At 71.1% G+C, this 12,119-nt stretch carries 12 protein-coding genes and 1 pseudogene; 7 read left to right on the top strand and 6 right to left on the bottom strand.

What is annotated here, in order from left to right; translation table 11 throughout:
• Entirely contained in the window at positions 1–897 is an 897-nt protein-coding gene (locus AIIKEEIJ_RS16950) for an inositol monophosphatase family protein (RefSeq protein WP_161996203.1), read from the bottom strand.
• A gap of 122 nt (positions 898–1,019) precedes the next feature.
• Here AIIKEEIJ_RS16950 and ppgK point away from each other — a divergent pair, with 122 nt between their 5' ends.
• Both ppgK and AIIKEEIJ_RS16940 read left to right on the top strand, forming a co-directional pair.
• A complete protein-coding gene (gene ppgK, locus AIIKEEIJ_RS16945; RefSeq protein WP_161996202.1) occupies positions 1,020–1,805 on the top strand; it encodes a polyphosphate--glucose phosphotransferase in 786 nt (261 codons plus the stop codon).
• 134 nt (positions 1,806–1,939) lie between these two features.
• Entirely contained in the window at positions 1,940–3,298 is a 1,359-nt protein-coding gene (locus AIIKEEIJ_RS16940; RefSeq protein WP_006938149.1) for an RNA polymerase sigma factor, read from the top strand.
• Between the two features lie 10 nt (positions 3,299–3,308).
• Here AIIKEEIJ_RS16940 and AIIKEEIJ_RS16935 read toward each other — a convergent pair whose 3' ends face one another.
• Genes AIIKEEIJ_RS16935 through AIIKEEIJ_RS16925 form a run of 3 tightly spaced genes read right to left on the bottom strand, consistent with a single transcriptional unit; the run spans position 3,309 to position 5,405 of the window.
• Positions 3,309–4,529, bottom strand: a complete 1,221-nt coding sequence (locus tag AIIKEEIJ_RS16935) for a cation:proton antiporter (protein WP_029543404.1) — start codon at positions 4,527–4,529, stop codon at positions 3,309–3,311.
• Positions 4,530–4,532: 3 nt separating this feature from the next.
• Positions 4,533–5,015 (bottom strand): cation:proton antiporter regulatory subunit, encoded by a 483-nt coding sequence (locus tag AIIKEEIJ_RS16930; protein WP_029543402.1) that lies wholly within the window; start codon positions 5,013–5,015, stop codon positions 4,533–4,535.
• Positions 5,016–5,060: 45 nt separating this feature from the next.
• Positions 5,061–5,405, bottom strand: coding sequence for a DUF952 domain-containing protein (locus AIIKEEIJ_RS16925; protein ID WP_006938152.1), 345 nt, complete (start codon positions 5,403–5,405; stop codon positions 5,061–5,063).
• A 255-nt stretch (positions 5,406–5,660) separates the two neighbouring features.
• Here AIIKEEIJ_RS16925 and AIIKEEIJ_RS16920 point away from each other — a divergent pair, with 255 nt between their 5' ends.
• Positions 5,661–5,861, top strand: a complete 201-nt coding sequence (locus tag AIIKEEIJ_RS16920; protein ID WP_003935586.1) for a DUF7455 domain-containing protein — start codon at positions 5,661–5,663, stop codon at positions 5,859–5,861.
• Positions 5,862–5,979: 118 nt separating this feature from the next.
• Here AIIKEEIJ_RS16920 and AIIKEEIJ_RS16915 read toward each other — a convergent pair whose 3' ends face one another.
• On the bottom strand, positions 5,980–7,704 hold the full coding sequence (locus AIIKEEIJ_RS16915) for a DEAD/DEAH box helicase (RefSeq protein WP_029543398.1): 1,725 nt from the start codon (positions 7,702–7,704) through the stop codon (positions 5,980–5,982).
• A 257-nt stretch (positions 7,705–7,961) separates the two neighbouring features.
• Between AIIKEEIJ_RS16915 and AIIKEEIJ_RS16910 the strand changes: the two genes are divergently transcribed.
• Positions 7,962–9,143, top strand: coding sequence for a YihY/virulence factor BrkB family protein (locus tag AIIKEEIJ_RS16910; protein WP_006934997.1), 1,182 nt, complete (start codon positions 7,962–7,964; stop codon positions 9,141–9,143).
• Here AIIKEEIJ_RS16910 and AIIKEEIJ_RS16905 read toward each other — a convergent pair.
• Entirely contained in the window at positions 9,116–9,352 is a 237-nt protein-coding gene (locus tag AIIKEEIJ_RS16905; RefSeq protein ID WP_003935590.1) for a DUF3039 domain-containing protein, read from the bottom strand. The genes AIIKEEIJ_RS16910 and AIIKEEIJ_RS16905 overlap by 28 nt on opposite strands.
• Positions 9,353–9,424: 72 nt before the next feature.
• Here AIIKEEIJ_RS16905 and AIIKEEIJ_RS16900 point away from each other — a divergent pair, with 72 nt between their 5' ends.
• From AIIKEEIJ_RS16900 to AIIKEEIJ_RS16890, 3 genes and pseudogenes are all read left to right on the top strand, one after another.
• A complete protein-coding gene (locus tag AIIKEEIJ_RS16900; protein WP_006935000.1) occupies positions 9,425–9,784 on the top strand; it encodes a DUF3099 domain-containing protein in 360 nt (119 codons plus the stop codon).
• Between the two features lie 54 nt (positions 9,785–9,838).
• Entirely contained in the window at positions 9,839–11,320 is a 1,482-nt protein-coding gene (locus AIIKEEIJ_RS16895; RefSeq protein ID WP_161996201.1) for a DUF7782 domain-containing protein, read from the top strand.
• A 181-nt stretch (positions 11,321–11,501) separates the two neighbouring features.
• A pseudogene (locus AIIKEEIJ_RS16890) lies at positions 11,502–12,014 on the top strand (sigma-70 family RNA polymerase sigma factor); the annotation flags it as partial.
• Positions 12,015–12,119: the final 105 nt, after the last annotated feature.

The raw sequence follows: 12,119 nt of genomic DNA, 5'->3' as shown, positions 1-12,119 counted from the left end.
TCAGGCCGGGATCGGCGCGTCGGCGCCGAGCGCGGCGAGCAGGTCCGCGAGCTGTGTCGCGATGCCGGGCGCGGCGGCGACGGTGATCTCGCCGGCGTCGCCGGCTCCGGCCGGGAGTTGCACCCACGCGCCCGCCTCCGCGGCGATCAGCGCACCGGCCGCCCAGTCCCACGGTTGCAGGCCGTGTTCGTAGTGGGCGTCGACGCGGCCCGACGCCACCATGCACAGATCCAGGGCGGCCGCACCGATGCGGCGGATGTCCCGCACCCTCGGCAGCAGCCCGGCCACCAGCGCGCCCTGCCGTTCGCGACGGTGCGGCGCGTAGGAGAAGCCCGTCGCGACGAGGGCGCGGGCGACGTCGTCGACCGGGTTGCAGCGCAGGCGCGTCACCGCTCCGCCGACGTCGGTGCGGGTGGCTCCGCGCCCGCGCGCGGCCGAGTACACGTCCCCGGCGGCGACGTCGACCACCGCTCCCGCCACGGACCGCCCCCCGACCTGAGCTGCCACCGACACCGCGTAGGCCGGGATGCCGTAGACGAAGTTCACCGTGCCGTCGATGGGGTCGACGACCCAGCGGACGCCGCTCGATCCGGTGTGGGCGCCGCCCTCCTCCCCGAGGATCGCGTCGCCCGGCCGCAACCGGGTCAGCAGCCGACGGATCAGGTCCTCGGTCTCGGTGTCCGCCACCGTCACGGGGTCGGTGTCGGTGCTCTTCGTCCGCACCGCGCCGACGCGGTCGGTACCCGTGTCGGCGGGTGGGAACAGGTCGGGCCGCCGGGCGCGCACGTGACCGGCGGCCTCGGCCGCGACGGACACGGCGATCTCGCGCAGCAGGGCCGGGTCCGTGGTGACGTCGGGGGACAGCGTAGAGGGGCGGGAGTCCGGGGTGTCGGGCACCCGAGTATCCGAACACACTGTGCGGCACGGCACCACCCGCGCGGCGGCCACGTTCGGATTAGGGTGACGTCACGACAGCGGTCGCCCGCGGTGACTGTTCCGGTGACGAGAGGGAGCGCGAGATGACGCAGACGATGCACCCGGCCACGCCGGACCCGGACCTTCTCGGATTCGGCGTCGACGTCGGCGGCAGCGGCATCAAGGGCGGCGTCGTCGATCTGTCCTCAGGCCGGTTGGTGGGCGAGCGCATCAAGATCCTGACCCCGCAGCCGTCCACCCCGCAGGCCGTCGCCGACACGGTCGCCCGGATCGTGGACGAGGCGCAGTGGACGGGACCGGTGGGGGTCACCCTGCCGAGCGTGGTGACGGGCGGCGTGGCGCGCACGGCCGCGAACATCGATCCGGCGTGGATCGGCACCGACGCCCGGACGTTGTTCTCGTCGGTTCTGGGCGACCGCCCGGTGAGTGTCCTGAACGACGCGGACGCCGCCGGCCTCGCCGAGGACCGCTTCGGTGCGGCCAAGGACGCGACCGGGGTGGTCATCCTGCTCACGTTCGGGACCGGGATCGGCTCGGCGGTATTGCACAACGGCGATCTGCTGCCGAACACCGAGTTCGGGCACATGGAGATCGACGGGATGGAGGCCGAGCACCGCGCGGCGTCATCGGTCAAGGAGAACAACGAGTGGACGTACAAGCGGTGGGCGAAGGAGGTCTCGCTGGTGCTGTCGCGGTTCGAGGCCCTGTTGTGGCCCGACCTGTTCATCGCCGGCGGCGGGATCAGCCGCAAGCACGAGAAGTGGATCCCGTTGCTGACCAACCGCACACCCGTCGTTCCGGCCGCATTGCGCAACGCGGCCGGCATCATCGGGGCCGCCTATGCTGCGAAAACAGGTGTACTCCCCTGAGTCCTGCACATCGCGCGCGGCGGCGATCGTTACAATGGTGCACAGCCGGCTGCGAACCGGCCTGATCCCGACAGACCTCTCCGCCGGAAACACTCTGGCGCGACGCCGCACTACCTCGTCACGAAAGGGCGTACGTGGCAGCCACCGAAATCCACACGGCTGATTCCCCGAACGAATCGGCAGCCTCCGCGGACGCCGCGGATACCACGACCGGTACCGCACCCGCCACGAAGCGGCCGGCGAAGAAGGCCGCGGCCAAGAAGGCCCCGGCGAAGAAGGCGGCCGCCAAGAAGGCCCCGGCCAAGAAGGCCGCCGCCAAGAAGACCACGGCGAAGAAGGCCGCCGCCAAGAAGGCGGGCAAGCCTGCCGGCGACGAGTTCGAGGGCGAGGAAGCCGAGCTCGAGGATCTCGACGTCGCCGAGGCCGACCTCGAAGGTGCCGAGGACGTGGTCGTGGAGGTGACGGAAGCCGACGACGAGCCCAGCGACAAGGACAAGGCGTCGGGCGACTTCGTCTGGGACGAGGAGGAGTCGGAGGCGCTGCGGCAGGCCCGCAAGGACGCCGAGCTGACCGCCTCCGCCGACTCGGTGCGCGCCTACCTCAAGCAGATCGGCAAGGTCGCGCTGCTCAACGCCGAGGAGGAGGTCGAACTCGCCAAGCGCATCGAAGCCGGCCTGTACGCCACCTACCGGCTGCAGGAGTACGCCGACAAGGGCGAGAAGCTGCCGGTCGCGCAGCGCCGCGACCTGAACTGGATCTGCCGCGACGGCAACCGCGCCAAGAACCACCTGCTCGAGGCCAACCTGCGTCTCGTCGTCTCGCTCGCCAAGCGCTACACCGGCCGTGGCATGGCATTCCTGGATCTGATCCAGGAGGGCAACCTCGGTCTGATCCGTGCGGTGGAGAAGTTCGACTACACGAAGGGTTACAAGTTCTCCACGTATGCCACGTGGTGGATCCGCCAGGCGATCACCCGCGCGATGGCCGATCAGGCCCGCACCATCCGCATCCCGGTGCACATGGTCGAGGTGATCAACAAGCTCGGCCGCATCCAGCGCGAGCTGCTCCAGGACCTCGGGCGCGAGCCCACCCCGGAGGAACTGGCCAAGGAGATGGACATCACGCCGGAGAAGGTGCTGGAGATCCAGCAGTACGCGCGTGAGCCGATCTCCCTCGACCAGACCATCGGCGACGAGGGCGACAGCCAGCTCGGCGACTTCATCGAGGACAGCGAGGCCGTGGTCGCCGTCGACGCGGTGTCGTTCACGCTGCTGCAGGACCAACTGCAGTCGGTGCTCGAGACCCTGTCCGAGCGCGAGGCCGGCGTCGTCCGGCTGCGGTTCGGCCTGACCGACGGTCAGCCCCGGACCCTCGACGAGATCGGGCAGGTCTACGGGGTCACCCGCGAACGGATCCGGCAGATCGAGTCGAAGACCATGTCGAAGCTGCGGCACCCGTCGCGGTCGCAGGTGCTGCGCGACTACCTCGACTGAGGATCGTCGTCTAGAACTCTTCCGCTTCACGGCGATCGGCCGTCGGCTCCGCAGCCGACGGCCGTTCGCGTAGCCGGGGCACCACGGTGCGGGTGACGGGCTCGACGATCCGTGCCGCGACGGGTCCGAGCACCGCCGTGATCAGCACGTACGCCGAGGCGAGGGCGGCGAGCTCGGCGTCCACCTGGCCGGAGGTGACGGCCAGTCCGGCGATGACGATGGAGAACTCGCCGCGGGCGATAAGTGCAGCGCCCGCGCGGGCCCGGCCCATGGTGCCGATGCCGTGCCGGCGGGCCGCCCACCAGCCGGTGGCGATCTTCGTCAGCGCCGTGACGACGGCGAGCAGCACCGCCCACCCCAGCACCGGGGGGATCGCGGTCGGATCGGTGTTGAGGCCGAAGAACACGAAGAAGATCGCCGCGAACAGGTCCCGCAGGGGCTCGAGGACGCGAGCCGCATTGTGGGCGGTCGACCCCGAGATCGCGATGCCGAGCAGGAACGCACCGACCGCCGCCGATACCTGCATCGCCGAGCTGACGCCCGCGACGAGGAGCGCGGCCCCGAGCAGCTTGAGCAGCAGCGTCTCGCTGTCCGGGCTGTCGAGCACCGCGGAGACGTAACGCCCGTACCGCAGCACCAGCACGAGCACGATCGTGACCAGGCCCAGGGCGATCGCGACGGCCTCGAGTCCACCGATCAGGCTGACCCCGGCGAGCACCGCGGTCAGGATCGGCAGGTATACCGCCATCGCGAGGTCCTCGAAGACGAGGATCGACAGCACCACGGGAGTCTCCCGGTTACCCAGACGGCCGAGGTCGGTCAGCGTCTTGGCGATGATGCCCGAGGACGAGATGTAGGTGATGCCCCCGAGGACGAACGCCCCCGTCGCACCCCAACCGAGCAGCAGCGCGATCGCCGCCCCCGGCGCGGCGTTGAGCACGAGATCGAGCAGACCCGCCGCGCGGGAACGTTTGAGCCCGGTCATGAGCTCGGAGGCCGTGTATTCCAGCCCGAGAAGCAGCAGGAGCAGGACCACGCCGATCTCACTGGCGACGTGACTGAATTCGCTGATGTCGCCGAGCTGGACGAAGCCGCCGGTGCCGAACGCCAGACCGCCGAGGAGGTAGAACGGGATCGGCGACATGGCGAATCGCGCGGCGACCCGTCCGAGCACCCCCAGGGCGAAGAACACCGCCCCCAGTTCGATCAGGGCGAGCGTGGTCGAGTTCATCCGTCAGCCGTTGCGCAGGATCCTGGCCGCGGCGTCCAGCCCGTCGGCGGTGCCGACGGCGACGAGGATGTCTCCCCCGGTGAGCACGAAGTCCGGTCCCGGCGACGGCGTCACCTGCCCCGCGCGCATCACCGCGACGACGGACACGCCCGTGCGGGTCCGCATCGCCGTGTCCCCGAGCACCGCCCCGTCGAAGCGGGAGCCGTCGTGGATGTGCAGCTGCCGGGTGATGATCCCGGGCAGCTCCCGGTGGTCCTCCTGGAGCTGGGCGACGAGCTGGGGCGCGCCGAGCAGGTTGCTCAGTGTGGCCGCCTCCTCGACGGTCAGCGGTAGCGAGGCGGCGCAGGCGTCGGGATCGTCTGCCTTCGAGATGATCAGGTCCGAATGGCCGTCCCGATGCGTGATGACCCCGATCCGACGACCCGACGCCAGCTCGAAGTCCTTGCGCACACCGATCCCGGGAAGCGGCGTCACTTCGACGTTCATGCCGCCAGAGTAGGGCTCACGGCGGACACGGGTGACGGCGCACCGTCAGAGATGTCCGAACCGTCCGTTTTCGTCGGGGAGGTAGTCGACGACTGCGGTGACCGCGGCGACGGGGAGGGGACCGTAGAGGTGCGGGAACGCCATCCCCGCCGGATCGCCCGGCACCCCCGGCTCGAACCGCACCTCGTCCACGAGCCGGGCCGGGTCGATGTGCAACAGCACCAGGTCCGTGCGGCCGGCGAACAACCGGTTCGCCGGCAGGTGCACCTGTTCCGGGGCCGACAGGTGCACGAACCCCTGCGCGGCGAGCGACTCTGGGGTCAACGCCCCGCTGTGCTGCGCCCGCTCCCAGTCGGCCCGCGCGCAGATGTGTACCAGCCGATCCGTCACCGCGCCCCCTCTCGACGGCCGTTCCGGGCCCGCGACGGCGCCGAGGGCTCTGCGCTGTGAGCGAACACCCGCAGCCGCGAAACCGCACGTCGTCGGCATTCGGCCGGTTCCGGGGTGAAACGCGACACCATTTCCGGAGGATTGGAACAACGCATGAACGGGAATCGTCTGACACAGTAGATCCACCGCGCCGGCCCGGTGCGGCGGACCAGACCCCAGGCAACCGACGACAGTGGTGGCCAGTTTGGAGGAGTCATGCCCGGAACGTTGACCAGCCCGAAGTTGACCGCCGCAGACCGCTGCGATCGGTGCAGTGCAGCCGCTCGCGTCCGTGCCGTCCTTGCCACCGGTGGCGAGCTGCTCTTCTGCGGCCACCACGCCAAGGAGCACACCGACCGGCTGCGTGAACTCGGCGCCACGATCGTGACCGAGTCCGACGCCGAAGCCGCCGTCTGATCCACCGTTCCGGAGCCGACCGACTCCGAGACCCGACCCGAAACGGGCGACCACCGCGAGTGGTCGCCCGTTTCGCCGTTCCGGGAGTGTGCCCTCGGCCGGTTCACCGTCGGCCGGCTCACCACTGACGCAGCAGGGCGATGCGGTCGCCCAGCTGCTCGGCCGTGGCGATCGCGGTCGGCGGGCCGCCGCACTGCCGCCGCAGCTCCCCGTGGATGACCCCGTGCGGCTTGCCGGTGCGGTGGTGGTGCATGGCGACGAGCGAGTTCAATTCCTTGCGCAGCCGGGCCAGCGAGTCGGCGGTCGCCACCCGCTCGGCCACCTGCGGCGGCGGGACGGGGGTGGGCGGGGAGGCCGGCTTGTCCAGCTGCTCCTGCTGGCGGCGGCGCAGCAGCGCCCGCATCTGTTCGGCGTCGAGCAGCCCGGGAAGCCCCAGGTAGTCGGCTTCCTCCTCGCTGCCGGCGAACGTCGCCGTGCCGAACGAGGAGCCGTCGTAGATCACCTGGTCGAGCTCGGCGTCGGCGCCGAGCGCGGTGAACGCCTTCTCCTCCTCGCCGGGTTCGTCCTTGCGCCGGTTGGCGTCGGCGAGCAGGTCGTCGTCGAAGCCCTCCTTCTCGCGGTGGGGCTTGCCGAGCACGTGGTCCCGTTGGGCCTCGAGCTGGCTGGCGAGATCGAGCAGCACCGGCACGGACGGCAGGAACACGCTCGCGGTCTCGCCCTTGCGGCGCGATCGCACGAACCGGCCGATGGCCTGGGCGAAGAACAGCGGCGTCGACGCGCTGGTGGCGTACACGCCCACCGCGAGCCGCGGCACGTCGACGCCTTCGGACACCATTCGCACCGCCACCATCCAGCGCTGGGTGCTCGCATCGAACTCCGAGATGCGCCCGGAGGCCGTCGGGTCGTCGGACAGGACGAGTGCGGGCGCCTCGCCGGTGAGCTGCTCGAGGATCCTGGCATACGCGCGGGCCACCGTCTGGTCGCTGGCGATGACCAATCCGCCCGCGTCGGGCATCCCGCCCTGGCGCAGCTGCTCGAGCCGCGTGTTGGCGGCGGTGAGGACGGCCGGGATCCAGTCGCCGGCGGGATCGAGCGCGGTCCGCCACGCCCGGGCGGTCTGCTCGGCGCTGAGCGGCTCGCCGAGCCGCGCCGAGTACTCCTCCCCCGCGCTGTTGCGCCACCGGGCTTCACCGGAGTACGCGAGGAACACCACCGGGCGCACGACGCCGTCGGCGAGCGCGTCGGCGTAGCCGTACGCGTGGTCGGCCCTGGACTGCATGAGACCGTCGGCGTTCGGTTCGTACACCACGAACGGGATGGCGCTGTCGTCGCTGCGGAACGGTGTTCCGGTCAGGGCGAGGCGGCGGGTGGCGTCGCCGAACGCCTCCCGGATGCCCTCGCCCCAGCTCTTGGCGTCGCCGCCGTGGTGGATCTCGTCGAGGATCACCAGGGTGCGGCGCGCCTCGGTGCGGACCCGATGCTTGAACGGATGCGAGGCGACCTGTGCATAGGTCACCACGACGCCGTGGAAGTCGCTCGACGTCTGGCCCGTGGAGTTGGTGAAGTTCGAGTCCAGCGCGATGCCGGAGCGGGCGGCCGAGGCGGCCCACTGGTGCTTGAGGTGCTCGGTCGGGGCGACGACCGTCACCTGGTCGACGGTGCGGTCGCGCAGCAGCTCGCTCGCGACGCGCAGCGCGAACGTGGTCTTACCGGCGCCCGGGGTCGCGACGGCGAGGAAATCCCGCGGACCCGTCGCGAGGTACTTCGTGAGGGCCCGGCGCTGCCAGGCGCGCAGCTGTCCGGCGGGGGCGGAGGACGCTGTTCCGAGGGTCTCGGTGCTCACCGGCTACTCGTGCTCCTTCTCCGGTCGTGCAGGTGGTTTCGCTCTACGGCGACGTCGCCGGGCGGCGAACGGGCACCGCCGTGCGGTCGCCGGGCGGGCGACGGCCGTCGAGCAGCCTATCCCGGCCCGCGAGCCCGGCCCGCATCCGAACCGCCGTCCGTGACGCGGGCGACAGGAGACGATCATGACAGAATTCGCGGTCCCGTCGGCCCGCCGCCGCGCACCGCGGCGTGTCGTCAGGAATGCTGGAAGTACCCATGAGCGAGATATCCCCACCGGCCGGATCCACCGCCGCATCGAGCCCGCGACGGCGGCCGGTGCATCGCGGCCTACAGGTGATCGCCCGCACGGCGACCAAGGCGTGGGACGACTCCATCTTCAGCAAGGCCGCAGCCGCCGCCTTCTGGCAGACGCTGTCGCTGCCCCCGCTGCTGCTGGGCCTGCTGGGCAGTCTCGGGTACGTGGCCGGGTGGTTCGGGCCGGACACGGTGGAGATCATCCAGTCCAAGATCGTCACGTTCAGCCGCACGATGTTCAGCGAGAGCGTCGTCGACGACATCATCGGGCCCACGGTGCAGGACGTGCTGCTGCGGGGACGCGCCGACGTGATGTCCCTCGGGTTCCTGCTGTCGCTCTGGGCGGGTTCGTCGGCGATCTCGACGTTCGTGGACTCGATCGACGAGGCACACGACCAGCACGATCACCGGCATCCCGTCTGGCAGCGGTTCTTCGCGCTGCTGCTGTACGTGGTGTTCCTCGTGCTGGCGGTGTTCACGCTGCCACTCGTCGCGCTCGGGCCGACCATGATCGGACGCGCGCTGCCGGCGGCGTGGTACGACCTCGGCACCCGGCTGCTGGACACGTTCTACTACCCCGGCGTGGGACTGCTGCTGCTCGTGGGCCTGACGACGCTGTACAAGGTGGCGCTGCCGAGATCGCTGCCGTGGCATCGGCTGCTGGGCGGCGCGATCCTCGCGGGCACGTTCTTCATGGCGTCGAGCGCGGGACTGCGCTGGTATCTGCGGTGGGTCTCCGGGACCGGCTACACCTACGGCGCGCTCGCCACCCCGATCGCGTTCCTGCTGTTCACCTTCTTCCTCGGCTTCGCCGTCGTGCTGGGTGCCGAGTTCAACGCGACCGTGCAGGAGTTCTGGCCCGCCCGCGAGACCCGCATCGAGCAGATGCGCCGGTGGCTGGCCGAACGGGCCGCCGCGGCGCCCTCGCCGGCGGCGGCCGCGGTGACCGGCCTGACCCGGCGGCTCGGGACGGCGCCGATCCCGATCCGGCTACCGGACATCATGCGGCCGGACCAGCGGGAACCGGAGTCGTGCCCCGTGGACGCTCCGCACCCCCGCGCAGCGGAGAAGGCCGCCGGCGAACACGCCCCGGCGGCTCCGGACGAGACCGTCGATCAGTCGCCCTTGCGCAGGCCCTCGTAGACCTTCTTGCACTCCGGGCACACCGGTGACCCCGGTTTCGGGGAGCGCGTCACCGGGAAGACCTCGCCGCACAGCGCGACGACGTGGGTGCCCATGACCGCGCTCTCGGCGATCTTGTCCTTCTTGACGTAGTGGAAGAACTTGGGAGTGTCGTCGTCGGTGGTTTCGTCGGTGGTGGTATCCGGCCGTTCCTTGATGTCGGTGCTCACCGTTACATGATGCCGCACCCCCGGTGCAGATGCGCATGTGCATTCCGCGCGCGCGAGTGGGACAGTAGAGGGATGTCGAGAACTCCGGGTTTCAATGGGGACTACGACGACGGGTCACCCGAGAAACCGGTTCTGATCACCGAGGCGGCGTTGTCGCTGGAGGACCAGCACCGTGCGCGGGTCCGCAAGTACCTCACGCTCATGTCCTTCCGCATCCCCGCCATGATCCTCGCCGCCCTCGCGTACGCGGCGTTCGCCAATCCCTGGCTCTCGGTGGGCATCCTCGCCCTGTCCGTCCCGTTGCCGTGGGTGGCGGTGCTCATCGCCAACGATCGGCCACCGCGGTCGAAGGACGAGCCCAGCCGCTGGGACGGCCGCGGGGACGGGACCACCGCCCTGGAGGGCCCGCAGCCCCGCATCATCGAGGGCTGACCCGGCTCCCGGTCCCCCGGCGACGCGGCCTCGGGGTGCTGCCAGAATGCGGGGGTGGACCGCGACCTGCTGCTTTCGATCTGCCCCCCGTTGCGCACGGCGCTGACGCGCGCCCGGTTCGACACCGACACGCTGCTCGAGCTGCTCGGCCCCGACGCGCACGCCGCGCTCGGCCGGGGCGAGCCCGTGCCGGTGCGGCGGGCCGCGACGGACGGTGGTGATCTCGGCACCCTCGTGCGCCTGTTCCTGGTGTGCGACACGCTGCCTGCTGCGGAGGTGGCCGCGGCGCTCGCCCCGGTCGACGTGGCGACGGCGATCGCGGCCGGGCTGCTCGAACGCGACGGCGACGGCGTGCGCGCGGCGCTGGATCTGCGACCGCTCGACGCCGGCACCGGCACCCGCTGGATGCTGTCGGACCTCGACGGGGCGATGCGCCCCCGGCCCACCCGCGAGGACCACGTGCTCGGGGTCGGGCACGCCTCGCTGTCGCTGCTGCAGGCCATGCCCACCGACCCGGTCGGGTCGGTGCTGGACCTGGGCACCGGCTGCGGCGTACAAGCCGTGCGCGCCACCGACTTCGCCGGCACCGTCACCGCCACCGACGTCAACCCGCGGGCACTGGATCTGGCCGCCGCCACGGCCGCGCTCAACGAGGTCGAGGTCGAACTGCTCGAGGGATCGTGGTTCGAGCCGGTGGCCGGCCGCCGCTTCGACCGGATCATCGCGAACCCACCGTTCGTGGTGAGCACCGGACGGGTCGAGCACACCTACCGGGACTCGGGCCTGGACCTCGACGGCGCGAGCGAGCTGATGGTCTCCCGCGCCGCCGAGCACCTGAACCCGGGTGGGACCGCGGCGATGCTGGCCTCGTGGGTGCACGTCGAGGACGAGGACTGGCGACGCCGGATCGCCTCCTGGCTGCCCGCCCACGGGGTCGATGCGTGGATCGTGCAGCGCGACGTCGCCGACCCGGCCCTCTACGTGGGGACGTGGCTGCGTGACGGCGACGCCGACCCGCGGGATCCGGCGGTGGCGGCGCGCGCCGAGGCCTGGCTCGACCACTTCGAGCGGCACCGGGTCGAGGGCATCGGCTTCGGGTTCGTCTACCTGCGGCGCACCGACGCGCCCAGCGACGTGCTCGCCGAGGACCTGCGGCACGGCTTCACCGACCCGCTCGGGGCGGAGGCCGTCGGCTACTTCGAGCGGCTGGCGTGGTTGCGCGACCACGATGTCCTCGAGGCGCGGTTCGTCGTCCGGCCCGACACCGCCCTGGAGCGCGTGTACCTGCCGGGTGCGGACGGCTGGCGGCAGGTGGTGACGCGCGTGCACCGCGGCGGCGGCCCGAACTGGCAGCACGAGGTGGACGATCCCGCGGCGGCCCTGCTGGCGGGGATGCGGGCCGACGGCCTGCCGCTGTCGGAGCTGGTGGCGCTGCTCGCCGCCGCGCACGACGAGGACGAGCAGGCGCTGGCCGGGCAGGCGGTCCCCCTGGTGCAGGCGCTCGTCCGGCACGGACTCGTCGAACCCGTCCGGTAGGGCGGCCCGGCGGGCCGGAAAGTTACCCGCCGGTTCCCCCGGTGGTGTGTTCTCAGCAACTTCTCAGGACCTGTTCGCCATATACGCAGGTCAGGGCGGTTCCCACGGAGGAACCCCGGGAACTTTCCCAGGGGTCCTGCGCGTTGAACGCATCGAGACACCACCGATGAGGAGGCACGTCATGGCACGCCCCGATACCACCGCCCGCGTCGATTCCGACCTCGACAGCCAGAGCCCGGCCGCGGACCTGGTCCGCGTCTATCTGAACGGGATCGGCCGCACGGCCCTGCTGAGCGCTGCGGACGAGGTGGAACTGGCCAAGCGGATCGAGGCCGGCCTGTACGCCCAGCATCTGCTGGAGACCAAGAAGCGGCTCACCGCCGCGAAGAAGCGCGACCTGGCGATCGTCGTGCGTGACGGTCAGGCCGCCCGCAGTCACCTGCTCGAGGCGAATCTGCGTCTGGTCGTGTCCCTGGCCAAGCGCTACACCGGCCGCGGCATGCCCCTGCTGGACCTGATCCAGGAGGGCAACCTCGGCCTGATCCGCGCCATGGAGAAGTTCGACTACGCCAAGGGCTTCAAGTTCTCGACCTACGCCACCTGGTGGATCCGGCAGGCCATCACCCGCGGCATGGCCGACCAGAGCCGCACGATCCGGCTCCCCGTCCACCTCGTCGAGCAGGTCGCCGATCTTCTCGACCGGGATACCGGACTCCGCGGACAGTTCCTCGTCGGTCGCCTCCCGGCCGAGCTGCTGATGCAGTTCCCGCTTGATCCGGGCCAGCTTGTTGACCTGCTC

Origin of the sequence: Rhodococcus sp. YH1 (genome assembly GCF_009939605.1) — a bacterium.
Lineage (GTDB): Bacteria > Actinomycetota > Actinomycetes > Mycobacteriales > Mycobacteriaceae > Rhodococcus > Rhodococcus aetherivorans.
The sequence above is the reverse complement of the archived record's forward strand: the minus strand, read 5'-3'. Positions and strand labels throughout refer to the sequence as shown.

What these genes read in the sequence shown, in the direction of transcription:
- ppgK (WP_161996202.1), top strand. Translation starts at nt 1,020, where the DNA reads ATGACGCAGACGATGCACCCGGCCACGCCGGACCCGGACCTTCTCGGA.
- AIIKEEIJ_RS16935 (WP_029543404.1), bottom strand. Translation starts at nt 4,529, where the DNA reads ATGAACTCGACCACGCTCGCCCTGATCGAACTGGGGGCGGTGTTCTTC.
- AIIKEEIJ_RS16930 (WP_029543402.1), bottom strand. Translation starts at nt 5,015, where the DNA reads ATGAACGTCGAAGTGACGCCGCTTCCCGGGATCGGTGTGCGCAAGGAC.
- AIIKEEIJ_RS16920 (WP_003935586.1), top strand. Translation starts at nt 5,661, where the DNA reads ATGCCCGGAACGTTGACCAGCCCGAAGTTGACCGCCGCAGACCGCTGC.
- AIIKEEIJ_RS16910 (WP_006934997.1), top strand. Translation starts at nt 7,962, where the DNA reads ATGAGCGAGATATCCCCACCGGCCGGATCCACCGCCGCATCGAGCCCG.
- AIIKEEIJ_RS16900 (WP_006935000.1), top strand. Translation starts at nt 9,425, where the DNA reads ATGTCGAGAACTCCGGGTTTCAATGGGGACTACGACGACGGGTCACCC.